Origin of the sequence: Vibrio sp. V09_P4A23P171 (assembly GCF_963875615.1) — a bacterium.
Taxonomy (GTDB): Bacteria; Pseudomonadota; Gammaproteobacteria; order Enterobacterales; family Vibrionaceae; genus Vibrio; species Vibrio anguillarum.
Genome location: NZ_CAWNMR010000017.1, coordinates 1 through 22196 on the forward strand (window position 1 = coordinate 1; position 22196 = coordinate 22196).

Sequence of the window (22196 nt, forward strand, 5' to 3'; positions counted from 1 at the left end):
GTTCGAGACTAGAACGTTGATAGGTTGGGTGTGTAAGCGCTGCGAGGCGTTGAGCTAACCAATACTAATTGCCCGTGAGGCTTAACCATACAACACCGAAGGGGTTTTGTGGGCTCAATTGAAGAACATTGAATGTGTGAATGAGAACGAAACAGCTTTCCGAATTAAGAAATTTGCTTGGCGACCATAGCGTTGTGGACCCACCTGACTCCATGCCGAACTCAGAAGTGAAACACAACAGCGCCGATGGTAGTGTGGGGTCTCCCCATGTGAGAGTAGGACATCGCCAGGCTTTGAATATCGCTTACATATCATTAAAAATATGAAAGCAAAACTAAAAATATAGCATTATCAAAGTAAGACTAATTTTTAGTGACAATTTGTGGAGAGATGGCTGAGTGGTTTAAAGCACCGGTCTTGAAAACCGGCGATGGTTAATAGCTATCCTAGGGTTCAAATCCCTATCTCTCCGCCACTTTTAAAGAAAAAACCGCTGTTTTTACAGCGGTTTTTTTCGTTTTATATCAACATGCCAATCTGGAAAATTAATAGCTTAATTCAATCCCTCGAACATATCTTGATCACCCTATCTGTACTTTCCAAAAATCGATTTTACACATTGAACACCTCAGACATAATGTCGTTGTGATCCGCAAAACTTTGTTGGTTAGCGTGAGCCAACTGCACACTTGCTCTATTGGATTTAGCACGGTGAGTAGGAAGAAACGTGATGACACTGACATGACTAAACTGCACTTATATACCTACCAGCACCATCCATTATAACGACGGCCTCACCTATTCATTTTTAGGGGCATGACCCAAGCCGACCCAAATAAATACGCATATTCAAATCGCTGTGGCTTCACAGTTCGAGGTTTTGTGCCGTGCTCGGCCTTAAGTCAAATGGCATTTTGATCAAGAAATTATCCAGGAAATCCCAGGTGTTCAAGCGGGTAATAGTAGAATTAGGATAGTTTTTGTTGGCTCGCCAGCGTTTTGAAATCGGTGCTATTAAGGCTATCCATCGTGATATTTAACAATAGTTAGATAGCCTTAATGAGATCGTACTTTTCTTTAATTGGTATAAGGTTATTTTTAGGTGCTTAGTTAGATTGCCATTTAAACATGCTCTATCATGGTCAGTGCCTTACGTGAGACTTCTGCGGCGGCTTTAGGATAGTTTTGTTTTTCAAGGCTATCGGCAAGATAAGCGTAATCAGATACATTGGCACGGAGCGATAACGCTTTTTCCAAATGGCTTTGCGCCTCTGCCCATTTCTGCTCTCTCATATACAATTGAGCCAGTGCGCTGTGTGCTTCGGCGTTACCACTATCCTTACTAATGGCTTCTTGTAACAACAAAATTGCTGGGTATCTATCTGGTAAATTGAGCTCTGCCAATAATGAATACAGAGCTGGCATTGGATGTTTTTTTAATGTTTCTTTAATGACGGTAAATGCTTCCGAATCTGCTTTTCGTTGAATCAACTGCTCGATGAAGCATTGAGTTAAAATGACGTCGTTTTTGGTTTTCCTTGGAAGCTTGTCCCAATGATTGATTAAGCCTTCACTACCTTGCTGCTGGGCCACGTTTTTTAGTAAACCGCATTGTGCTTTTTGGTTCAGTTGTTGGCTCTCGTCCGTATCGATCTGTTTTGCTTTTTGGAGCTTAGGTAAAAGCTCAAGCAGCGGTTGCCACTGTTCTAGGTGCACGTATGTTATCTTGAGTAAGTTGAGCACGATGGTGTTATTCGGATGAGTGGCTTGTAATGCTGATAGAGTGCTTAGCGCCAGCTCAAACTCTTCTTCTCGTACTTGCTGCTTGGCGCGAGTTAATTCAACGGCTAGGCCTGCATTACTTTGCTGACTGGCGAGATCTAAATAGTGATCTCGTTTTGCTCTGTCGCCCATTCCCTGCGCAGCTTCCGATGCAACAAGGTAGCAGAGCAGCGGCATATCATGGTGGTTCGCCCAGCGAGTGACTTTCTTTTCTGCCTGCTTCCAGTCTCCCTCTAGAAGTTTAATGATACCTTCATTGGTATAACGGCGAGAGCGCTTTAACTTACGTACGCTGAACCAGTTTAATGTGTTTGAACTGGCATAGAATGCTTTTTTGAGGAGATATTCTAAGCTAAATAATCCAGAGAGGAGTGCAATCACAAAGATCACTAAGGTGGTTACGCTCATCTCTATTGTTCTATTAGCTATAGAGATAAGAACATAACCTTGCTGGCCAGCATATTGGGTTCCGACAAATAAACCGGCCCCTAATACTACAAAAAGAAAGATGACTCTAAACATTACTTGTCCTCCGTAACGCTCATTGGAGAGACTTCACGGCGTAGGCGTTCAGTGATGACATCAGCGAGTTCGTGCTGAGTTTCAAGTTTAACTGGATATTGCACTTGTATATTTTGTTTACTGAGCTGCAATAGCGCGTGATTAAACTGCTGCACACTCTGATCATCGGAATTAAAGAAGCGGGCTGACCATTTATCTGCTGTGCTCAGTGCCGTTGTATAAATCTCTTGTTGTTCTGCGTATACGGCTTTGATGGCGGTTTCTAATTTTGCTTTGAGATTTTCTTTTAGATAGAAGTGCTGCTCAGGTGACAGTAGCGGAATGGCATTACCGTCTCGAGTGCGGAAGGTAATGAAGTTCTCCGAGAAGTCTTTCAATGAGCTAACGAGATTATTTTGCCAGTCGTTAATATTTTCGGAAACTTGTGGTGCTGATTGCTGCTGAGTTTCAGGTAACATGGCATTGGCCAGCGGTAGAGTGTCAACTTGTTGCTGCAAGGTTGTTAAGCGTAACACTAGCCCTTCACGATCAATCAATGGGATGATTTTGAGCTGAGTAATGTCACGCGCCATGGCTTTGCGTAGCGGCACTAAGCTTGGGTCATTCAATTCAGCAATACGTTGATCAGCGCTTTCCATTAGCTTGGTCGCACTGACGATGTCATGTTCCAGAAAAAGTTTACGGCCTGCTAGTTTCACTAAGTAATCTGCTTCTGCTAGTAGCCAGTCGTTGGGACGGCGGCCTTTGATATCAGCTATCGCCAGTTGCAAGCTGTCGATACTTTTTTGCTGTTGATCCAAGGCTACGTCAGTTTTGTGAGTGAGTTGGTCCGCTTTGGCTTGTGTTTCTTGCTTTATTTGATTGATTTCAGCCGCGAGCTGACTTTGGGTTTGTGTTAATTGAGTCTGCAATGCGTTGATTTTGGCTTGGTAAACAGCGTCTTTTTGCTGCATTTGATAGGCTATACCACCACTGAAAATGATAGATAGGCTAATTGCAATAACAGAAAGTTTGATACTGCGCTTTGCTCGTTTATCACTCTTTTCTTCAGGCTGAGACGTGGGATCCTGCACGTAACTTTTTGGTGAATCAAGGTTATCCGTTGCGTCTTTTTCTGTAACCAGAGGAGGTGTGGCTGCTTTTTCAGGTTCAATATGCGGGTTATTATTTTTGCTTGTCATGCTTAGAGTCCTGTCTAGATTGGCTAATACTAGCCGCGAGTTCTGTATTGGAGGCGCTTCCCACGTTCGTGACGCACCCAAATCCCATGTGCAGCGCCTCTTGTCGAATTCGCTCGCTTGGGACAAAAAGAGCTAAATTTAGCAGCCAGAGTCGTTGTGAATCAGAGAATTGATCCATCATAAAATTGAGTTGACCTGAGCTGGTGACAACTAACTGAGTGACTTGCTGTTGCTGCCACAGAGATATCGATTCGGCGGCAAAGAGGGTGATCGTATCGCGTCGATACACTTCCTTATACACCACATCAGCACCACGCTCGATTAAGCTGTCGTGGATGAGCTCACGTCCGCCATTACCACGTAAAATCATCACCTTAAGGCCCGATATTGATTGCAACTGCGGTAGGGCAAGCAGGTGTTCACTGTCACTTATCTGCGGATAGTGTACTTTTTGTTGGCTTAATTTGCTGAAAACATGTGCGGTTTTTTGACCAACGGCAAGGTATCTGGCGTCATTTGGCCAAAAATATCGATGATCTTGCAAAAATTGATGACTGAACGTCACCGCGTTTTGGCTAACCGCAATAATAATGTCGCATTGCTGAAGTTCTGGGAGTAAATACGGGAGATCGGCTCCTGCATTAATCTGAATCAGTGGATGGTGAACGGAGCGGATACCGAGATCCGCTAATTGTTGGCAAAGTTCAATCCCTTGATTTTCGGGGCGAGTGACCAACACCGTCATGTTTTATTCGTGCTCGCAGTAGAGTTTGGACAGAATATCTCGCGCTCCATCATTGAGCAATTGATGGGCAAGCGTGACTCCTAGTTGCTTGGCATCGGAGCGGTGGCCGCGAATCTCACCTTGTACAATCTTAGAACCATCAGGCTCACCGACTAATGCTCTTAGCCAAATATGATCACCATCGAGCAATGCGTAGCTACCGATAGGTACTTGGCAACCGCCTTCTAATGTTAGGTTCATGGCTCGTTCACATTTCACGCGATCAGCCGTGTCAGAATGGTTGAGTGGCGCAAGCAATGCTCTTAAACGTTCGTCATCTAAACGGCATTCAATCCCGACTGCACCTTGCCCTACTGCAGGAAGCGATTGTTCTGGTTCAATAATGCTGCGAATGCGATCTTCAAGCTTCAGACGTTTTAAACCTGCTGCGGCGAGAATAATCGCATCGTATTCACCTGCATCGAGTTTTCCAAGACGAGTACCGACATTGCCACGCAATTCTTTAATCACAAGGTCTGGTCGATATGCTTTGAGTTGGCATTGGCGACGTAGACTGCAGGTGCCGACTATGGCACCTTGAGGCAGTTGTTCAATGCTTTGATAGGTGTTTGAAACGAAAGCATCACGTGGATCTTCGCGTTCACAAATCGTCACTAGTCCAAGCCCTTGAGGGAAATCGACGGGAACATCTTTCATTGAATGCACTGCCAAATCGGCACGGCCTTCAAGCATAGCGACTTCCAACTCTTTGACAAAAAGCCCCTTACCACCCACTTTAGCTAAAGGCGTATCTAAAATGACGTCACCTTTGGTTACCATGGTCACTAATTCCACTTCTAGGCCAGGATGAGCCGCTTGCAGCGCATCTTTAACATAATAAGCTTGCCAAAGGGCGAGCGGGCTTTTACGTGTGGCGATTCGAATGGGTGTTGCGTGAGTCATGATAATCCCGAGTGTAGGTAATGGATGGTTTAATCCTATCATTCCCGCTATGAAAGGTTTACTACTAGATCGTCGCTGTGAAGGATTGATGAAGAGATAGCATAAATTGGTCAAAATTGTGTGATTTATATCTCGTTTATATAATGAGCTATTACGACAAAGTGTAAATAGCTACGACACTATAGCCAAGGTCATTGGAGCGCATTGTAGGCATGCTCCGCCTGAGTGTGATATGCATCGAGAGGGCTTTACCAAATGGAAAGAAAATGTTAGATTGATCACGTTTTTTTGGTGCTTTAGAATAAAATATAATCAAAGCGCGTGTTAATGTTTCAACCAAGGAATCAACCTTGCAGGCTTACACCAAGACGTTAATTCAACGATTAGACAATCTCAACCAGCAACGTACCGAGCGTGCGCTGGCGCTTATGGATTTGCAAAGTCAACGTGTATTTCATTTCATTCCTGCATTACTGCACTTCAATCACCCGATTATTCCCGGCTACTACGATGCAAAAGTCCCTTATGGTGTCTATGGTTTTGAGCCTAACGACATCCAACGTCAGCTGGTTGAAGATACAGAACTCACCTTAGGTCAACCCTTACCGACCGCTGATTCCCCCGCTATTCTTGCTCTGTATACCATGGGCAGTACCTCGTCGATTGGTCAAAGCACCTCGAGTGACTTAGATATTTGGGTATGTGTAGCATCGAGTATGAGCTGTGATGAGCGGGAAAGCTTAAGCAACAAATGTTTGTTGATCACTGATTGGGCAAAGAGCCAAGGGGTGGAAGCTAACTTTTTCTTGATGGATGAGCTACGTTTTCGCAGTAATCATTCTGAGCAGATGACAGGCGAAAACTGCGGTTCATCGCAACATCTCCTGCTATTAGACGAGTTCTATCGCTCTGCTGTTCGCTTGGCAGGCAAGCGTTTACTGTGGCAAATCGTGCCTCCTGAAATGGAAGAGTGCTACGACGAATACGTGCACGAATTGTGCAGCAATGATTACATTAATTGCAGTGAATGGATCGATTTTGGTAAGTTGAACCGCATTCCTGCTGAAGAGTATTTCGGCGCAAACCTTTGGCAGCTTTATAAAAGCATCGACTCGCCTTACAAGTCAGTGTTAAAAGCGATTCTGCTTGAGGCGTATTCGTGGGAGTACCCACACACGCAATTATTAAGCATTGATACCAAACGACGGTTTTTTACTCATGAACCTGATTTGTACAGTATGGATGCTTACTATTTGATGCTTGAAAAAGTGACGCGTTACCTTGAACGCATTGGTGATTCTGCCCGTCTTGATCTGGTGCGTCGTTGTTTCTATCTCAAAACGCATGAAAAGTTATCCCGTGAGCCGAGCTTAGGCTCAGTGGCATGGCGTCGAGAAGCATTAAGCCACATGATTCAGCAATGGAATTGGTCGGAATCTGTTGTTCAAGAATTAGACAATCGCCGTAATTGGAAAGTCGAACAAGTTAAAGTTGTCCACCATGCGTTGTTAGATGCGTTGATGCTGAGCTATCGAAACCTGATCCAGTTTGCGCGTCGTAATGACATCACCTCGGCCATTAGCCCACAAGATATATCAATCCTCGCGCGTAAGTTGTATGCGGTGTTTGAGGTGTTGCCGGGTAAAGTCACGCTACTGAATCCACAAATTTCGCCAGATCTGCACGAGCCGGATCTCTCGTTCATTCAAGTTCGGGAAGGGCGAGCCAATAAAGCGGGCTGGTATCTGTATAAACAGCCTCTGGTTGCCCATCGTATGATTGGCCAACCTTTCCTTGAGCATAATGAATACCTCAGTAAGCTGGTCTCTTGGGCCTTCTTTAATGGTTTGATCACGGAATCAACTCATTTGCATTCAGTAGTACGTGACGCACAGTTGGATATTGATAAGTTCTATCAAATGGTTAGCGATTTGCGTAATACCTTCTCGTTGCGTAAGCGGCGGCCGACCATGCAGGCCTTAGCGAGCCCTTGTGAAATCAGTCAACTGGCGATGTTCATCAACTTTGAAAATGATCCTACTGCGGAATTAAGCGGTAAATCGCTCAAAATTGATTTGAAAAATATAGATATTTTCAGTTTCGGATCTGAGCAAAAAAGCTTAGTTGGTAGTGTCGATTTAGTGTATCGCAACTCGTGGCATGAAGTACGGACTCTCCATTTTACTGGCGAAACGGCGATGCTCGACGCGTTGAAAACCGTGCTTGGCAAAATGCACCAAGATGCGCTACCGCCAGAGTCTGTCGATGTATTTTGTTACAGCAAAAGTCTGCGTGGCGTGATGCGCAACATGGTGTACCAGTTGCTGGCGGAATGTATCGATTTGCGTTTGAAACCGGTAGAGCAAGAGAAACGTCGCCGTTTTAAAGCGTTACGCATTGGCGATCAAATGTATGGTCTGTTTTTTGAACGGCGAGGGGTTTCGGTACAGAAGTTGGAAAATTCGGTAGATTTTTACCGCAGTATTTCAACCAACAAATTGAAAGGTTCACCGCTGTTAATGCTCGATCGCGATCAAGATTATCAACTGCCGGAAATCGTCGATGGTTTTGCTAGTGAAGGCTTAGTGCAGTTTTTCTTTGAAGATACCGATAAAGGCTTCAACATTTATGTGTTGGATGAGTCGAACCAAATTGAAGTCTATCACCAGTTCAGCGGCGAAAAAGATGAGATGATCACTAACGTCAACAGCTTTTATACCTCAGTGCGCGACGGTAACCCACTCTCCGCTAAACTTATTAACTTCAATCTGCCGCAGTATTATCAAATCGTCCACCCAGAAGAAGGGGAAAGCTATATTGTCCCTTATCGTAACGATTCCGCGCTCTATTCTCGTCCTTCAAAAGCGGTCAACGCTTAGTTCGGTAGCGCCAAGTCACACATCTGTCACTTGGCGTTGTTGCTTTACACCCAGTCGATCGTTTCGCCAGCGTGTTTTTCACATTCTTGTTTCACCATCGCAATCAATTCCAGCCCTGTTTTTGAACAAATCCAGTTTTGGTCGATCAGTTTGAAATGGAAACCGCCTGACTTTGATGCCAGCCAAATTTCATGCATTGGCTCTTGGCGGTTAATAATAATTTGGCTGCGGTCATCAAATTCTAACGTCATCACATTGCCTGAGGTTTCGTAATCAATGTCGGCACCTGCGTTGTCTATCGCTTGTTCAATGATTTCTAGCTGCTCATCGACAAGTTGGTGAAATTCAGTATCGTTCATCCTGTCTATCCTATTGCTTTTCCTGATTGTGGTGCGATTATAGGGGGCATTGACTCAATAATCACGACATGCAAAATGAAAAAATCAATCGCTGCACTTTTTATGTTGTCACTCCTTGCTCTCGCAGGGTGTGGTCAAACCGGGCCGTTATACATGCCAGCAGAGCCTGAGCAGAGTGAACAACCTCAGCCATAGTCATTGATTTAGCTTAAAGGAAACGAATTTTGGATTACTTCAATTATCAGGACGATGGTCAGCTTTGGGCTGAAAATGTCGCATTAACAGAGTTGGCTGAGCAATACGGCACGCCTTTGTATGTCTATTCTCGCGCTACTTTAGAGCGTCACTGGCATGCTTTTGATAAGTCGGTAGGCGAACACCCTCATCTGGTGTGTTATGCGGTGAAGGCTAACTCAAACTTAGGCGTATTAAACACGTTGGCGCGTTTAGGGTCAGGTTTTGATATTGTTTCGGCAGGAGAGCTAGAGCGTGTTGTGGTGGCGGGTGGTGACCCGGCGAAAGTGGTATTTTCTGGCGTCGGTAAAACGGAAGCGGAAATGAAACGCGCGTTGGAGCTCAAGATTAAATGCTTTAACGTTGAATCCGAGCCTGAATTAGCACGTTTAAATAAAGTGGCTGGCGAGCTGGGTGTCAAAGCACCGATTTCACTGCGCATCAACCCTGATGTGGATGCACAAACCCACCCTTATATTTCAACCGGTTTGCGTGACAATAAGTTTGGTATTGCTTTTGACCGTGCACTGGATGTTTATCGCTTGGCACAAAGCCTAGAGAATCTCAGCATTCACGGTATTGATTGCCACATTGGCTCTCAACTGACCGCCATTGCCCCTTTTATTGATGCAACCGATCGTTTACTTGCGTTAATTGATCAGCTTAAAGAGGAAGGGATCACCATTAAACATTTGGATGTTGGTGGTGGTTTAGGCGTGGTGTATCGCGATGAGTTGCCCCCGCAGCCTTCCGATTATGCCAAAGCCTTGTTGGCGCGTTTGAATAACCATCAAGATCTCGAACTGATTTTTGAACCGGGACGTGCTATTGCGGCTAACGCGGGCGTGTTGTTGACGAAAGTAGAGTTTCTGAAACATACCGAACACAAAAACTTTGCCATTATTGATGCGGCGATGAACGATTTGATGCGTCCAGCGCTTTATCAAGCTTGGCAAGATATTGTTCCTGTTGTGCCGCGCCAAGGTGAAGCGCTAACCTATGATTTGGTTGGGCCTATTTGTGAAACCGGTGACTTCTTGGGTAAAGATCGTTCATTGGTCTTGGATGAGGGAGATCTACTGGCGGTTCGCTCAGCAGGAGCTTACGGTTTTGTGATGTCTTCGAACTATAATACACGTACTCGCGTGGCGGAAGTGATGGTGGATGGTGCACAAACCCACCTTGTTCGTCAGCGTGAAGCACTATCGAGCCTATGGGCATTAGAGCGTATTCTGCCGGAGTAAATTGAAGCATTATGCATTTCCATTTTTCTAAAATGCACGGTTTGGGTAATGACTTCATGGTCGTTGATTGCATTACACAAAACGTCTTCTTCTCCCCTGATTTGATCCGCCGCTTGGCGGATCGTCATACTGGCGTGGGGTTTGATCAGCTATTAGTGGTTGAAGCGCCGTATGATCCGGAAAGTGATTTTCACTACCGTATTTTTAATGCCGATGGCAGCGAAGTCGAACAGTGTGGCAATGGCGCACGTTGCTTTGCTCGCTTTGTGCGGATGAAAGGGCTGACCAATAAGTACAGCATTGGAGTCACGACTAAAAAAGGCAAAATGGTTTTAAATGTTGAAGAGGATGATCAAATCACCGTCAACATGGGCATACCAGAATTTGAGCCTAATAAGATTCCATTTCGAGCCAAACAGGCAGAGAAAACCTACATCATGCGCGTTGAAGAGAAAACCTTGTTCTGCGGGGCGGTGAGTATGGGCAATCCGCATGTGGTGACAGTGGTGGAGGATGTGACAACCGCTGATGTTGAAATTTTGGGTCCACTGCTTGAATCTCATGAGCGTTTTCCAGAGCGTGTTAACGCAGGCTTCATGCAAGTGCTGAATCGCAATGAAGTGAAGCTACGTGTTTATGAACGTGGCACGGGTGAAACTCAAGCGTGTGGCAGTGGTGCGTGTGGCGCGGTTGCCGTTGGTATTCTTCAAGGGTTATTGGCGGAAGAGGTGACAGTACACTTACCTGGTGGCTCGTTAGAGATCCACTGGCAAGGGCCGGGTAAGCCACTCTATATGACAGGCCCTGCGACTCATGTGTTTGATGGTCAAGTCTCTTGTTAGGGTTAAGTAAGATAAGGAATCGTTTTGTCACACGTTGAAGCGGATGCACTCACAGCCGAAGTTGTGGCTGAATATTTACGAGATCACCCAGATTTTTTCCTCCAGCGTTCAGAGCTGGTTGACAGGCTCTCCTTGCCGCACCATCAACAAGGTGCGGTCTCTTTGGTGCATGTACAACTGAATCGTCAGCGTCAGAGAATTGAGGAGTTAGAGGAAGAGATCACCGCCTTTATGTCATTAGCGGCCAATAATGACCGCACTTTCCACGAATTTATGGATCTGCAAGAGCAGATCTTAAAATGTCATTCAATGCCGCAAGTATGTAAGGCAATAGAAAACAAAGCGCAAACCTTAGGTTTGGTAGCGTATATCCGTTTACTGGCCTCGCCTGAAACCGACTATCAATTGACCCAAGAGCAATGGCAGCGCTTTGCAACTAACCATTTTAATGGCAAAAATGCTTATTTAGGGCGTATGAAAAAGTTGGATCGCCAAGCGTTATTTGGTGAACAAACTGCTGCGCCAGAAATGGGTTCGTATGTGGTGCTACCATTAGGTAAGCGCTCATCACAAGGTGTGTTAGCGTTTGCAAGTGAAGATGGCGGCCATTTTCAACCGAGCATGGATACCCTCTTTTTACGTCATTTGGCGTTAGTTCTCTCTCATTTAATTGAGACTCTACCTTGGCAACCGATTGAGCATGACCGAATCAGCCACACCTCTGCCTAACGGCTTACAGCAGCCCTTAACTCGCTTCTATGAATATCTGCGGAGCGAGAAAGGGTTGAGCTTGCACACCCAACGCAATTACAAACAACAGCTGGAAACCATGGCGCAGCATTTAGTGCAGATGGGGCTGAATCAATGGCAACAAGTCGATGCCGCTTGGGTGCGACAGCTTGCGAGCAAAGGGATGCGTGAAGGGATGAAAGCCAGCAGTTTAGCGACGCGTCTCTCTTCATTGCGCAGTTTTTTTGATTTCTTGATCTTGCGTGGTGAACTGACGGCTAACCCGGCCAAAGGCGTTGCAGCACCGCGTAAAAAACGCCCGTTACCGAAAAACTTAGATGTGGATGAAGTCGCGCAACTACTCGAAGTCAAGGATGATGATCCGCTGTCAGTGCGCGATCGCGCCATGATGGAATTGATGTATGGCGCTGGGTTGCGTTTAGCGGAGCTCGTCAGCATTAACGTAAAAGACCTGAGCTTTAGCCGCGGCGAGATTCGAGTGGTGGGTAAAGGGGACAAAGAACGTAAGGTGCCTTTTGCAGGCCAAGCCAAAGAATGGGTGGCGCATTGGTTGAAAATACGAACGCAGTTTGCAAACGCTGATGAGCAAAGCTTGTTTGTTTCAAAACTGGGTGTTCGTATTTCGCATCGCAACGTACAAAAACGCATGGCCGAGTGGGGGCAAAAGCAGGCGGTGGCTAGCCATATTAGCCCACATAAACTGCGCCACTCTTTTGCGACTCACATGCTTGAATCGAGCAATAATTTACGTGCTGTCCAAGAGTTGCTGGGTCATGAGAATATTTCGACGACGCAAATTTATACTCATTTGGACTTTCAACATCTTGCGCAGGCCTATGACCAAGCGCACCCAAGAGCACGTAAAAAGAAACAGAGCGAATAACGCATGCACTTTTATCGCAATATCGGCCCCATTAAAGCGATGAGCTTTGATTTGGACGACACGTTGTATGACAACCATCCAGTGATCCATCATGTTGAGCAGCAAATGGTCGTGTGGCTGCACACTCATCATCCGCTTTCCGCGACGCGTCCGATAAGTTGGTGGCAGCAACTTAAACAGCAACTGGCGCTGCAAGAGCCACTGCTCGGCCATGATGTCACTCAGTGGCGATTTAAGCAGATAGAACAAGGCTTAATTCAATTAGGCTATTCGCCGCAACTTGCTTTACAGGCTGCGCAGAATGCCATTGAAGAAGTGTTGCGGTTACGTCACTTAATCACGGTGCCAGAGAAGACGCACCGCGTGATGACCGAACTGGCAAAGCGCATGCCGTTAGTGGCGATTACCAACGGCAATGTTGACCCGCACAAAATTGGCTTGGGGCATTATTTTCAACAAATTTTTAAAGCGGGTCCCGATGGCTTGGCTAAGCCGTATCCGGATCTTTTTGACAAAGCGCAGGCTGCATTACAGTTACCTGCAGCCTCGATTTTACACGTTGGTGATCATCTGATAACCGATGTGCAAGGCGCAAAATGTAATGGTTTTCAAGCCTGTTGGTATAACGATCAAGGCCAAACCTTGCTCGCCACTCGTAAGGCCAAAGTGTTGCCTGATATTGAAATCCATCAACTGGATTCATTACTGCAGCTTTAGGGCGTGACCGCTTTTATCCGCTTGAAAAGCCTTGAGATAGTAAGTAAAAAACGCGCGTAACTCTCTCGCGTTATTTGGTTCTCCGAGAGAGTTGAGCAGCTCAACGCCCACTTCTAACGTGCATAAATGACCAGCATCTTGATTTCGCCTTAATCCATACTGAGAGATTTGATTTGGGGTGAGGTGTAGCTGCGGTAAATCGGATAACCAAGGGCTCTTATTGAGTATCTTCTTGGCTTCTTGCCATGTCCCATCTAGGATAATAAACACGATTTCTTGAGTGTCAGACGTTGAGAGAGATTGGTATTCGGTGAGCGATTGACTGCGCGTCGAAGGGAAAATAACCACAGCGTTTAACTTCTCATCTAGAATTCTCTTTTGTAATGATTTCGCCGTAGAGACTCGGTCCCAGATGTACACAGAGGAATTGGGCAAGCTACGCAGCAGCAGCTTGCCAGTATTGGTCGCTCGATGCGGTTCATTTTCATGCATCAGTAGTGCAATGCGCAGTTGGCTATCCAGTGTTGGTTGCAGTGAACAGAGGCATTGATAGCTAAAATGGCAAACTGGGCAAGGGCACGGTCTGGTCACTTATGGTGTCTCGATATTTTCAGAAAATAACGTTAAACCGCCATTGGCGATAGGGTAGAGTACATCGCCCACCTTCTCTTTTTCTGCTTTCAGTTGGTAACCAGTGCGAGTAAAGAGACGTTCAGAAAGCAGATATTGTTGCTGGTGGCGCGTCATGACAACTTGGATCTGATTTAGGTTTAATGGTTGCCAAAACCCCTTTTCAACGGTCGATGGCTGACCATCGTTGTAGTCATAATGAGTGCTAGCGGTATGATCCGCATTCAGTTGCAAACGAATCGTGAAATCCCTATTTTGGGTCGAAGTAGCATGATAAGCCCCAACCCATGGAAGCGTCGCATCACTATTACCTAAGGTGGCACACCCCTGATAGCTTTTCTCACCGACTTTCAAGGTGGAACTCCAGCCGTACAGCGAGTCACTCATCCCGTCACTGCACATTTTTTGTGTGAGGAGCAGCGAACCTTGATTCATTTGGTACTCACGCTTAGTTTCAGATAGCTGACTTTTTGTGATAGCGAATGTTTGAGTTTCACCGCTGATGGTTTGAAAGTTAAGGTTTTTCCCTTCAAAGTGGATGGACCATGATGGTTCGTTGCCAAAAGCGCGTGTCGGTTTGAGTGGTTGATTGCAGCGTTTAGGATTTTCAGCACTGAGCATATTGATGCTGGTCACGTTGAAACGTGCGCTGGAATCGGCATCGAAGCCTGTGCGGCTTGGCGCTGATAAAGTACCAATGAGTTCGCCATACAAAGGCTGATAAGGCGAGCGAGCCAAACTCAAGGCTTGCTGAGTCTGCTGTGGCGTCAGTGCTAGCCAATATTGTTGATTGCTACCACAAGGTGTAAAGGTTTGCGCCTCATGACCTACCACGACTTCTCCACGCATAATAAAGGGCTGTGCTTTGATTGAGCTGGGTTTATCCAAACTCGCCATCGGTACGGCTGGTGGCAGTGATGCGTTTTTTGTCGCGCAGGCTTGCAGCATTAACGTGGTCAATAACAGCGCGGAACAGTGAAGCACTTTCATAGCAGACTCTTTTTGGGCAATGCAACGAGGCTAGATTATGGCATAAAGGCGCTGGAAAATTGAACTGATGGGTGTGAATTTAACAACCCGCGGACAAGAATCAGAGATAAATCGCAAAGCCGTTATGAACAAAAACACAGCGCTCAAATGGCGCTGTGTTTTGTGACCGCTCGTTACTGCAGGCTGCTGTTACAATAAATGTTCACGCAAATAGTGAGCCACGGCGTCTTCTGCATTGCTACCAATCACGGTGTTATTAGGCAGTGCATTGAACACTTTTTGATGCGATGTGCCCATCACCAAGCCTTTACCAGCCATCGACAGCATTTCCACATCGTTCATACCATCGCCAAACGCAATACAGTTATCTAGGGTCAGGTTTAATGATTCTGCAACGGCTTTGAGCGCATCCCCTTTCGACACTTCTGCTGCCATCACTTCCAAACACCAAGGTGTTGAGAAGGCGACGTTCAGTTTGTCGCCAAAAATATCGTTTAAGCGTTCTTCAAACTGAGCTAATAACTCATGATCTTGCGCTGGGTGGGTGAAGAATATTTTGGCGACGCCCTCGGTAGGTGCGTTATTGACATCAAATACTTGGTAGCTAAAGCCGGATTCTTCGTGGAAATCACGCAGCGTTTCATCTTCTTTATTCAATAACCACGATTCATCTTGATAGATGTGAACAAAAATATCAGGGTTTTGCTTAAACACATCAATGACGGGCTGTACCAATTCTTGCGGTACATTTTTACTATACATCAGGTTGTCATGTTGATCGTGAACGCGCGCACCATTGGAAGTAATCATGTAGGCTGGAATGCCTGCTAACTGGCGAATACCCGCCACATCAACGTGATGGCGACCGGTAGCGAAGATGAAAGTAAAGCCTTTTTGGTGAAGTGCTTGTAGCGTTTGCTTGGTGAATTCGCTCAATTGGTGGTTTGGCGCAAGTAGTGTACCGTCGAGATCGGACGCCACGATATGAATCGCGTGCTCTTTACATTCGGTGGTCATAAAACCCTCATTATCATGGTCGATTTGGTTTGCAGATCGCAGATGGTGGAGAAACTTTGGTGTGGCTTAGTTTACGCCATCTTAAAGAGGAAAAAGAGGGTAAAACTCTCAATTGAAATTTCCTCTATTTGCTCAGTTCTAACACCGTGATTAAACCGTGTTCTCAAGAGATTAGAATTGCTTAAATAGCTCATCAAGTGCTTGGTTTCGATAGCAATCCTTTTCAAAAAAGAGCTCATGCTTTGCTCCTTCAATGATGACCAGCTTGCTAGATGGATTGGTTTTCGCCAGCTTAGTGACAAAGCGAATTTGATCCGCATTACTGACAATTTCATCCTGTCCTGCTTGCAAGATGAGTGTTGGTAACTTCACTTGACGAGTCATTAGTTGGCACAGCTTCGCTGCCATGAGCCCTTGCCATACCCAGCGCGTGCTAGGGCCGCCAACTTGCAATTCGGGTTTGCGTTGGTACAGGTCTCGAAACCATTGGTAACGCACCTGACTTTGACTTAATGGGTTAATCTCAAAAGGCTTTGCCGAATAGGCTTGATAGCCCGGCGCATAGGTTGGTTTGCTATACATCGCCGTCAGCACTTGGCTCAGTGTCATGGCGATAGGACGTAATTGCCATGGCATGTTGACACCAAACATTGGCGCGCTGAGCACCATAGCCGCAAACGGGTGTTGAGGGTATGTTTGTACATACCGGGTCGCAATGGCACCGCCCATCGAATGAGCGACGAGAAAACGTTGTGCATAATGGCTTAAGTCAAAGTGCTCAATGACACGCTGCATGTCTAAAATGTAGTCATCAAATTCACCGACATGGCCGATTTGTGGATCGTCGATTAATCGATCAGAAAGCCCTTGGCCACGGTGATCAAAAGAATAAATATCATAACCTTGTTGGAAAAAATCATAAAATAGCTCCTGATATTTCCAGCAAGATTCAATTCGTCCGTTAACGACGAAGATCGCCTTTGAGTGTTGAGGCGAGGTAAGTTTGCACCAATAAAGTTTTGTTTTATCAGCAGATTTGATAAAACCTTCTTCTCTGGAGTGCCAGAAATCGGCAATCGTGGTATTGATCACTTGCTCAAAGAAAGACTCTTGAGTATAAGGTGGGGAGTTTGGACTCGTCTGATTCATAGATTATTCTTATTGGACAGATTCGAGGAATAGTTCATTTTTAGGCTAGATTAGTCTAGTTGAGAGGAATTGCAATGGATACTCATGTTTGGCTTGCCTATGTGGTGACCGCGATACTGTTTAGTTTGGCGCCGGGTTCAGGTACGGTCAATTCCATCAGCAATGGCCTTAGCTACGGTACACGTAAATCACTAGCCGCGATTGTGGGTTTACAATTGGGTTTGGCTTTTCACATCATGTTGGTGGGAGCCGGAATTGGTGCCTTAGTGGCACAATCAGCCATGGCATTTAGTGTGATTAAGTGGGTTGGTGCTGCGTATCTGGTGTGGTTAGGTGTTCAAAAATGGCGTGATCGTTCAAGTATGATGACCAATGCAACGGCTCAAATGCAAACGAGTTGGTCTTTATTGCGTCGAGCGGTGTTGATCAACCTGACAAATCCTAAATCCATCGTCTTTCTGGTGGCGCTTTTTCCACAATTTATTGACCCAACCCAAGATCAGTTCATTCAATTGTTGGTGTTAGGCGTGACCACGGTAACCATTGATTCGATTGTGATGCTTGGTTACACCTCCTTAGCCGCACGAATGGGGCGCTTTATTCGTTCAGAGAGTGTCATGAGTAAGATTAACCGAGTATTTGGCTCGATGTTTATTGGTTGTGGAGCGCTACTGGCAGTGGCGAAGTCCTAGATGGCTATGTCTCAATTATTAGTTGTTAATCACTAATGCATTATTCTTATGTCGCACGACAACCGATCTTAAATGCCAAGCAGCATACGCTTGGCTATGAATTGCTCTTTCGTGATGGGGAAAAAAACGCGTTTCCAGCGCACATTGAGTCGAATCGAGCCACGTATCGCTTGATCGTCGAAAACTTTCTTGCGGTGGGGATCAATCCCAATATTCCCAAATCACGTTGTTTTATTAATTTTCCCTACAAGAGTTTAATTCGCCGTCTGCCTTTAACGTTGCCGCGAGAACAAATTGTGGTGGAAGTGCTCGAAACCTGTGAGCCGACGGATGAACTGCTTGAGGCGATTAAAGAGTTGTATCGGCGTGGCTATCTGGTGGCGCTGGATGACTTTGTGTATGCGCCAGAATGGGAACGCTTTCTGAGTTATGTGCATATCGTCAAGCTCGATATTATGGCGCTGGGCTTAGATCACGCTTGCGAGTTTGTACGTCAGCGTTTAGCGGAAGGCAGTAAGCGTCGTTATTTAGCGGAACGAGTTGAAACGGATCACCAGTTCACCGTGACACGTAATGCCGGTTTTAGCTTTTTCCAAGGTTATTTCTTTAGTAAACCAGAAATGATCAAGCAGCGTTATGTTGGACCAGAGCAGATTATCGCCTTGGAGCTGTTTCGAGAAGTTTGTAAGCCAAATGCTGATTTTGAACGGATTGAATACATTGTCGCGCAAGATGTAGCGCTCTCATACAAGTTGCTCAGATTCGTCAACACTATGTCTGATCGCTTATCCGTGCCGATTTCCTCTTTTCGTCAAGCTTTGGTCTATCTTGGTCAAGATAAACTCAAAACCTTTGTATCACTAGCCGTTGCTTCATTTGTCTCAGCTAAAAAGCCGAAAGAGTTGTATAACCTCTCTTTGCAACGTGCTCAATTTTGCCAATTAATGTCTGGGCATCCTTCATTTCGTCAACATCGCGAGCAAGCTTTTTTAATTGGTCTTTTTTCTGTGTTAGATGCCTTACTGGATATTTCAATTGAAGAGCTGGTTGCGCAGTTACCCTTGTGTGACGTGGTCAAACTAGCACTGCAAAAGCGTGAAGGACCCATTGGCGAGCTGTTGGCACTTGAGGAGTGTTTTGAGCAAGCGGACTGGCAAGGAGTGGAAAGCCATTGTGATCTGCTAGGGCTTGAATTAAATCAAGTCAGTGATGAGCTTTCGGCGGCGCAGCGCTGGAGTCAAGATATTCATCGTTTGCTGTAATAAATTTCGTGCGAATATAAAAACCGCCGTCATGAGCGACGGCGGTTTGCCCAAACTTGGGGTTTATTGCAGCCAAGCATTCAGCATCCATACCAGTTTCTCTTGTTCGCGGATGTAGTCACTCATCAGTGCTGAAGTGCCTTCATCTCCCGCCTGCGTTGCAATTTCAAGAATTTCTCGTTGCTGGTGGATCAATACACTGAATCCCTTAACCAATCCTTGCATGGTTTCTTGACCATTAGTTGCATTAGTGTGTTCTGACACTTGTGCTGTTGCTAAATAGGCGCTGAAGCTATGCAACGGTTGATAACCTAAAGTCAAAACTCGTTCCGCTAACTCATCAATTTTGACCTGTATGTCAGTGTAAATCTCTTCAAATTTTGCGTGCAATTCAAAGAACTCTTTTCCTTTGATATTCCAATGGTAACCACGAGTATTCATATAAAACACTTGGTAGTTAGCCAATAATTGGTTTAACGCTTGTGCAAGTTGTTGGCTTTGGTTGGTATCTAAACCGATCAAATTTGTTGTCATGTGTTCACCTCGTTGTCATGGATAAGTGATTTCTCTTGTTAAGCATTAGATTGCACCTTGAAGTGAACAAAATAAATTCGTTTTGATTGATTTATTCGATAGGTATTAGCTATTAATTATAATGGCGTTAGTGATCCTTTACCGATAATTGACTTGCGGATTACATAGCCAACTATTTCAACTTTATAGTAGAAACCTTAAAACACTGTGGATAGGCACTATGACCAAACGAGTTATTTTTTTTGATTTATTGCGCTGTTTGGCGGCTGTAGCGGTGATCGGTATTCATGTGTTGGCCCCCTATCGGCAGCAACTCGGTTATATTCCTTTTGAGCAGTGGGTGGTTGCGGTTGGCATCAATAGTGTAAGCCGTTGGGCTGTGCCAGTCTTTATATTGATCACTGGAGCCTTAATGCTCAGTGATCGTCGCCCTTTTGATGCGCGTTATTATGTTCAGCGACGTCTTGGCAAAGTTTTGCTGCCATTTATCGTTTGGTCGCTCTTCTATGCTTATTTGTCCGGCTGGAGTGCGAGTGGATTTGATGGGCAAGTTGCAAAGGCGGTGCTGAGTAACAGTACGCACCACGCAACGTATTACCATTTAGGTTTTTTTTATTACTTTATCCCACTTTATTTTGTGATCCCTTTTCTACAACTGCTGGTCCGAAGAGTTGATGATAAAGCGCTGTACGCATTAGTTGCCGTGTGGCTGCTGACGACCACCTTATTTTTATGCGGTATTGATGGCCCTTGGAGCAATGAGCTATGGCTGTTTGCTGGTTATTTACCGTTGGGTTACTTGCTCTATCAGAAGGTGCCACTCAACCGAGTAACGCTATGTATGGCGATTCTGCTTGGCTGTCTGGCACTATTGACGACGGTATGGATGGTGGTCAGCCACAGTGTCGCAGCGGGTGAGTATACGATTGGTCGCTGGCTCTCTTATAAAACACTGAACGTTGTGTTAGCCGCCAGCATGATATTTATAGTGTGTCGATATTTTGCTGAGAGATTGCCCGCTCGTGCTAAGCAAGTCGTAAGTGTGATAAGCCAGCACAGCTTAGGCATCTATTTATTACATCCCATCTTTCTATGGCCTGTAAAAGAGTATGGGTGGGATCAAGGGAATCCCGCATGGGTGATCCCGTTATGGATTCTCGTAAGCGGCGCAGGATCACTGGCGGTGAGTATATGGGTTGCTCGCTCTGCAAAAACACGTTGGTTATTACCTTAACGCTTGAGTGCAAAGTGTAGAAACTTGTGTCCGCAATAAGTCAGCATTCCTTGGTCGCCTGGGTTAAGTGCATGGTAATAATGCACGCCGACTTGAAATTCCCGCTTTGGGCCAAGTTTGCCTTTTTGGACGTAAATCCAGAACTCCTGATCCTCTTCCCCAGGGCGAGCATGAGGGATGACGATGGCTTGCTTGTCGATAATCGTGACATTAGCAGTGCGTTCGGGGGCGTTTTCGCCTTGCACATGGCGACGATAGAAATAGCTAAATACCCAAATAGCAGAGATAACTAACAAAGCGACAACGATAAGTAATGAAAGCGGCATGGTGAACTCCTTAGCGATGAAGGCGACATTTTAGCGTGCAACATATGGCAAAGGAGTGTTACTTGCTACTAAAGCGTGAGTTTGATTGGTTTGACGGTTTTTTTTCCAGCGGATATCACATTTCCTCGGCAGGTTAGCGAGCAAAAATGCTCAACTATCTCGTGGGGAAGTATGATAAAAATAGATGGAGCGCCACCAGAGTTGGCACAGGAGGGCGATAATGTCAGATATTGAGAAAGTGGTTTTGCGAACGCGTCGATTGGAAAGTTTGTTGAGAGAGCAATATCACGCTGAGGGGAAGGGGTTACATCAATTGGTGACCAGCTGTGAAGAGCGTTTACCACATGATGTGGTGGGCAAGCTGAGGTTTATTGCCACTATTCGTAACAAAGTTGTGCATGAAGATAACTATCAGTTAGAAGATCGCAAAGCATTTCTTCGTGTGTGTGATGAATGTGAGAAGGAGCTGACTCCGCGCAGCGGTCGTTTTATTTGGCGCGTAGCCATTTCATTAATGACCTTAATCACGTTAGCGGCGCTTCTTTTTTACTATCTTCATTGGGAAGCCCTATCGAAACACGTCACAATGCCATAAATGGTATTAGGTTGTTTTACTCAATCGTTAGATAAAAAAAGAGGACACGAAGGTGTCCTCTTTTTTATTGGGAATTAGATACTTAGTACATCATTGGCAGTGTCATTAGGCCTACGATAACCGCGATCATTACAAGTCCCTGTTTTTGAGATGAAGAAATCATAACACTGCTCCTTTATTCTGTGGTTTCATTCTATGAATATGAGAATAGCACTACTTTGTTTAGTTGATCAACCTCAATTTGATGAAGCATCCAAAATAACACCTTAACATCATCATATTCAGGGAATATTGGCAATGTTTAGTGCTTGTTTTGGTGTGTTTATATAATGTTCTTCTTGGTGTTGTTTTAATCTGTATTTATTTAATTCGTTGAATTTGTTTAATTTTATTAGGTTAATGTGATGTTGCTTGTATGGTTTTTTTTGGTTTTACTATCTTAGGTGGCTTATCATTGTCAGAGTTTGGTGAATTCTCATTTTTCGAGAAAAATTAATTTAATAATGAGATGTTCTCGCAAATAAAATTGGTTAAACCAGTTTTTTTGCTAGTTAGTAAGTCAGTTGTTGCTGTTTTTTTATTAGAGGCTTTAAGTTCTAGTTTTTCTTTTGGTTTTTTGCCTAAATCGTTGTTTTTATTTTTATTTTTATTTTTATAATTTCTGTTTTAGTGTCGTTTTTTGTTGGT

Annotated in this window: 23 protein-coding genes, 1 tRNA gene and 2 rRNA genes; 14 read left to right on the forward strand and 12 right to left on the reverse strand. The window is 45.1% G+C overall.

Annotated elements, in window-relative coordinates; all coding sequences use genetic code 11:
* The 3 genes from AACT23_RS06855 to AACT23_RS06865 all read left to right on the forward strand — a co-directional run.
* Positions 1 to 89: ribosomal RNA gene (locus AACT23_RS06855) — 23S ribosomal RNA — on the forward strand; the annotation flags it as partial.
* A gap of 87 nt (positions 90 to 176) precedes the next feature.
* Positions 177 to 292: ribosomal RNA gene (gene rrf, locus AACT23_RS06860) — 5S ribosomal RNA — on the forward strand.
* 92 nt (positions 293 to 384) lie between these two features.
* Positions 385 to 475: transfer RNA gene (locus AACT23_RS06865), tRNA-Ser, on the forward strand.
* 137 nt (positions 476 to 612) lie between these two features.
* Here AACT23_RS06865 and AACT23_RS06870 read toward each other — a convergent pair.
* The 5 genes from AACT23_RS06870 to hemC all read right to left on the reverse strand — a co-directional run bounded on the left by AACT23_RS06870 (position 613) and on the right by hemC (position 5172).
* Positions 613 to 756 carry a hypothetical protein gene (locus AACT23_RS06870; protein ID WP_157722350.1) on the reverse strand — a complete coding sequence of 48 codons (144 nt, stop codon included), beginning with the start codon at positions 754 to 756 and terminating at the stop codon, positions 613 to 615.
* 366 nt (positions 757 to 1122) lie between these two features.
* Positions 1123 to 2304 (reverse strand): heme biosynthesis protein HemY, encoded by a 1182-nt coding sequence (locus tag AACT23_RS06875; RefSeq protein ID WP_047690033.1) that lies wholly within the window; start codon positions 2302 to 2304, stop codon positions 1123 to 1125.
* Entirely contained in the window at positions 2304 to 3485 is a 1182-nt protein-coding gene (locus tag AACT23_RS06880) for a uroporphyrinogen-III C-methyltransferase (protein WP_094126858.1), read from the reverse strand. The genes AACT23_RS06875 and AACT23_RS06880 overlap by 1 nt, the downstream gene beginning before the upstream one ends.
* Complete coding sequence (locus tag AACT23_RS06885; RefSeq protein WP_013855520.1) at positions 3469 to 4230, reverse strand: uroporphyrinogen-III synthase; 762 nt, start codon at positions 4228 to 4230, stop codon at positions 3469 to 3471. The genes AACT23_RS06880 and AACT23_RS06885 overlap by 17 nt, the downstream gene beginning before the upstream one ends.
* A 3-nt stretch (positions 4231 to 4233) precedes the next feature.
* Positions 4234 to 5172: a hydroxymethylbilane synthase gene (hemC, locus tag AACT23_RS06890; RefSeq protein WP_026028588.1), complete on the reverse strand. Its 939-nt coding sequence runs from the start codon at positions 5170 to 5172 to the stop codon at positions 4234 to 4236.
* A gap of 350 nt (positions 5173 to 5522) precedes the next feature.
* Between hemC and AACT23_RS06895 the strand changes: the two genes are divergently transcribed.
* A complete protein-coding gene (locus tag AACT23_RS06895) occupies positions 5523 to 8051 on the forward strand; it encodes a class I adenylate cyclase (RefSeq protein ID WP_017049934.1) in 2529 nt (842 codons plus the stop codon).
* Positions 8052 to 8095: 44 nt separating this feature from the next.
* On the opposite strand, the gene cyaY is transcribed toward AACT23_RS06895, so the two are convergent.
* Complete coding sequence (gene cyaY / locus AACT23_RS06900; RefSeq protein ID WP_017044535.1) at positions 8096 to 8410, reverse strand: iron donor protein CyaY; 315 nt, start codon at positions 8408 to 8410, stop codon at positions 8096 to 8098.
* Between the two features lie 75 nt (positions 8411 to 8485).
* Here cyaY and lptM point away from each other — a divergent pair, with 75 nt between their 5' ends.
* Genes lptM through yigB form a run of 6 tightly spaced genes read left to right on the forward strand, consistent with a single transcriptional unit; the run spans position 8486 to position 13080 of the window.
* The gene (gene lptM / locus AACT23_RS18015; RefSeq protein WP_033197445.1) at positions 8486 to 8605 is read left to right on the forward strand and encodes an LPS translocon maturation chaperone LptM; all 120 of its coding nucleotides are present in this window, start codon (positions 8486 to 8488) and stop codon (positions 8603 to 8605) included.
* Between the two features lie 29 nt (positions 8606 to 8634).
* Positions 8635 to 9888 (forward strand): diaminopimelate decarboxylase, encoded by a 1254-nt coding sequence (lysA, locus tag AACT23_RS06910; RefSeq protein ID WP_094126860.1) that lies wholly within the window; start codon positions 8635 to 8637, stop codon positions 9886 to 9888.
* Between the two features lie 11 nt (positions 9889 to 9899).
* Positions 9900 to 10730: a diaminopimelate epimerase gene (dapF, locus tag AACT23_RS06915; protein WP_094126862.1), complete on the forward strand. Its 831-nt coding sequence runs from the start codon at positions 9900 to 9902 to the stop codon at positions 10728 to 10730.
* 24 nt (positions 10731 to 10754) lie between these two features.
* Complete coding sequence (locus tag AACT23_RS06920; RefSeq protein WP_019281077.1) at positions 10755 to 11459, forward strand: DUF484 family protein; 705 nt, start codon at positions 10755 to 10757, stop codon at positions 11457 to 11459.
* A complete protein-coding gene (gene xerC / locus AACT23_RS06925; protein WP_010319873.1) occupies positions 11431 to 12363 on the forward strand; it encodes a tyrosine recombinase XerC in 933 nt (310 codons plus the stop codon). Before AACT23_RS06920 ends, xerC begins: the two co-directional genes overlap by 29 nt.
* 3 nt (positions 12364 to 12366) lie before the next feature.
* Positions 12367 to 13080 (forward strand): 5-amino-6-(5-phospho-D-ribitylamino)uracil phosphatase YigB, encoded by a 714-nt coding sequence (yigB, locus tag AACT23_RS06930; protein ID WP_094123689.1) that lies wholly within the window; start codon positions 12367 to 12369, stop codon positions 13078 to 13080.
* On the opposite strand, the gene AACT23_RS06935 is transcribed toward yigB, so the two are convergent.
* The 4 genes from AACT23_RS06935 to AACT23_RS06950 form a co-directional block, all read right to left on the reverse strand.
* Positions 13066 to 13671, reverse strand: a complete 606-nt coding sequence (locus AACT23_RS06935) for a tRNA-uridine aminocarboxypropyltransferase (protein WP_094126864.1) — start codon at positions 13669 to 13671, stop codon at positions 13066 to 13068. The two genes, yigB and AACT23_RS06935, sit on opposite strands and share 15 nt — an antisense overlap.
* Positions 13672 to 14700, reverse strand: a complete 1029-nt coding sequence (locus AACT23_RS06940; RefSeq protein ID WP_094126866.1) for a COG3650 family protein — start codon at positions 14698 to 14700, stop codon at positions 13672 to 13674.
* A 189-nt stretch (positions 14701 to 14889) separates the two neighbouring features.
* Positions 14890 to 15717, reverse strand: coding sequence for a Cof-type HAD-IIB family hydrolase (locus AACT23_RS06945; protein ID WP_013855511.1), 828 nt, complete (start codon positions 15715 to 15717; stop codon positions 14890 to 14892).
* Positions 15718 to 15888: 171 nt separating this feature from the next.
* The gene (locus AACT23_RS06950; RefSeq protein WP_094126868.1) at positions 15889 to 16866 is read right to left on the reverse strand and encodes an alpha/beta fold hydrolase; all 978 of its coding nucleotides are present in this window, start codon (positions 16864 to 16866) and stop codon (positions 15889 to 15891) included.
* A 74-nt stretch (positions 16867 to 16940) separates the two neighbouring features.
* Between AACT23_RS06950 and rhtB the strand changes: the two genes are divergently transcribed.
* Positions 16941 to 17558, forward strand: a complete 618-nt coding sequence (rhtB, locus tag AACT23_RS06955) for a homoserine/homoserine lactone efflux protein (RefSeq protein ID WP_026028289.1) — start codon at positions 16941 to 16943, stop codon at positions 17556 to 17558.
* Between the two features lie 35 nt (positions 17559 to 17593).
* Positions 17594 to 18820 (forward strand): EAL and HDOD domain-containing protein, encoded by a 1227-nt coding sequence (locus tag AACT23_RS06960; RefSeq protein WP_013855508.1) that lies wholly within the window; start codon positions 17594 to 17596, stop codon positions 18818 to 18820.
* Positions 18821 to 18883: 63 nt separating this feature from the next.
* On the opposite strand, the gene AACT23_RS06965 is transcribed toward AACT23_RS06960, so the two are convergent.
* Positions 18884 to 19354 (reverse strand): Dps family protein, encoded by a 471-nt coding sequence (locus tag AACT23_RS06965; RefSeq protein ID WP_013855507.1) that lies wholly within the window; start codon positions 19352 to 19354, stop codon positions 18884 to 18886.
* 220 nt (positions 19355 to 19574) lie between these two features.
* On the opposite strand from AACT23_RS06965, the gene AACT23_RS06970 reads away from it, so the two are divergent.
* The gene (locus AACT23_RS06970) at positions 19575 to 20588 is read left to right on the forward strand and encodes an acyltransferase (protein ID WP_094126870.1); all 1014 of its coding nucleotides are present in this window, start codon (positions 19575 to 19577) and stop codon (positions 20586 to 20588) included.
* On the opposite strand, the gene AACT23_RS06975 is transcribed toward AACT23_RS06970, so the two are convergent.
* A complete protein-coding gene (locus AACT23_RS06975; protein WP_017044543.1) occupies positions 20585 to 20914 on the reverse strand; it encodes a DUF2500 domain-containing protein in 330 nt (109 codons plus the stop codon). The genes AACT23_RS06970 and AACT23_RS06975 overlap by 4 nt on opposite strands.
* Positions 20915 to 21134: 220 nt before the next feature.
* Here AACT23_RS06975 and AACT23_RS06980 point away from each other — a divergent pair, with 220 nt between their 5' ends.
* Positions 21135 to 21509, forward strand: a complete 375-nt coding sequence (locus AACT23_RS06980) for a hypothetical protein (RefSeq protein WP_026028288.1) — start codon at positions 21135 to 21137, stop codon at positions 21507 to 21509.
* Positions 21510 to 22196: the final 687 nt, after the last annotated feature.

Coding starts and splice junctions, on each gene's coding strand:
- AACT23_RS06875 (WP_047690033.1), bottom strand. CDS start 2,304: ATGTTTAGAGTCATCTTTCTTTTTGTAGTATTAGGGGCCGGTTTATTT.
- AACT23_RS06880 (WP_094126858.1), bottom strand. CDS start 3,485: ATGACAAGCAAAAATAATAACCCGCATATTGAACCTGAAAAAGCAGCC.
- AACT23_RS06885 (WP_013855520.1), bottom strand. CDS start 4,230: ATGACGGTGTTGGTCACTCGCCCCGAAAATCAAGGGATTGAACTTTGC.
- hemC (WP_026028588.1), bottom strand. CDS start 5,172: ATGACTCACGCAACACCCATTCGAATCGCCACACGTAAAAGCCCGCTC.
- cyaY (WP_017044535.1), bottom strand. CDS start 8,410: ATGAACGATACTGAATTTCACCAACTTGTCGATGAGCAGCTAGAAATC.
- lptM (WP_033197445.1), top strand. CDS start 8,486: ATGAAAAAATCAATCGCTGCACTTTTTATGTTGTCACTCCTTGCTCTC.
- dapF (WP_094126862.1), top strand. CDS start 9,900: ATGCATTTCCATTTTTCTAAAATGCACGGTTTGGGTAATGACTTCATG.
- xerC (WP_010319873.1), top strand. CDS start 11,431: ATGACCGAATCAGCCACACCTCTGCCTAACGGCTTACAGCAGCCCTTA.
- yigB (WP_094123689.1), top strand. CDS start 12,367: ATGCACTTTTATCGCAATATCGGCCCCATTAAAGCGATGAGCTTTGAT.
- AACT23_RS06940 (WP_094126866.1), bottom strand. CDS start 14,700: ATGAAAGTGCTTCACTGTTCCGCGCTGTTATTGACCACGTTAATGCTG.
- AACT23_RS06945 (WP_013855511.1), bottom strand. CDS start 15,717: ATGACCACCGAATGTAAAGAGCACGCGATTCATATCGTGGCGTCCGAT.
- AACT23_RS06950 (WP_094126868.1), bottom strand. CDS start 16,866: ATGAATCAGACGAGTCCAAACTCCCCACCTTATACTCAAGAGTCTTTC.
- rhtB (WP_026028289.1), top strand. CDS start 16,941: ATGGATACTCATGTTTGGCTTGCCTATGTGGTGACCGCGATACTGTTT.
- AACT23_RS06960 (WP_013855508.1), top strand. CDS start 17,594: ATGCATTATTCTTATGTCGCACGACAACCGATCTTAAATGCCAAGCAG.
- AACT23_RS06965 (WP_013855507.1), bottom strand. CDS start 19,354: ATGACAACAAATTTGATCGGTTTAGATACCAACCAAAGCCAACAACTT.
- AACT23_RS06970 (WP_094126870.1), top strand. CDS start 19,575: ATGACCAAACGAGTTATTTTTTTTGATTTATTGCGCTGTTTGGCGGCT.
- AACT23_RS06975 (WP_017044543.1), bottom strand. CDS start 20,914: ATGCCGCTTTCATTACTTATCGTTGTCGCTTTGTTAGTTATCTCTGCT.
- AACT23_RS06980 (WP_026028288.1), top strand. CDS start 21,135: ATGTCAGATATTGAGAAAGTGGTTTTGCGAACGCGTCGATTGGAAAGT.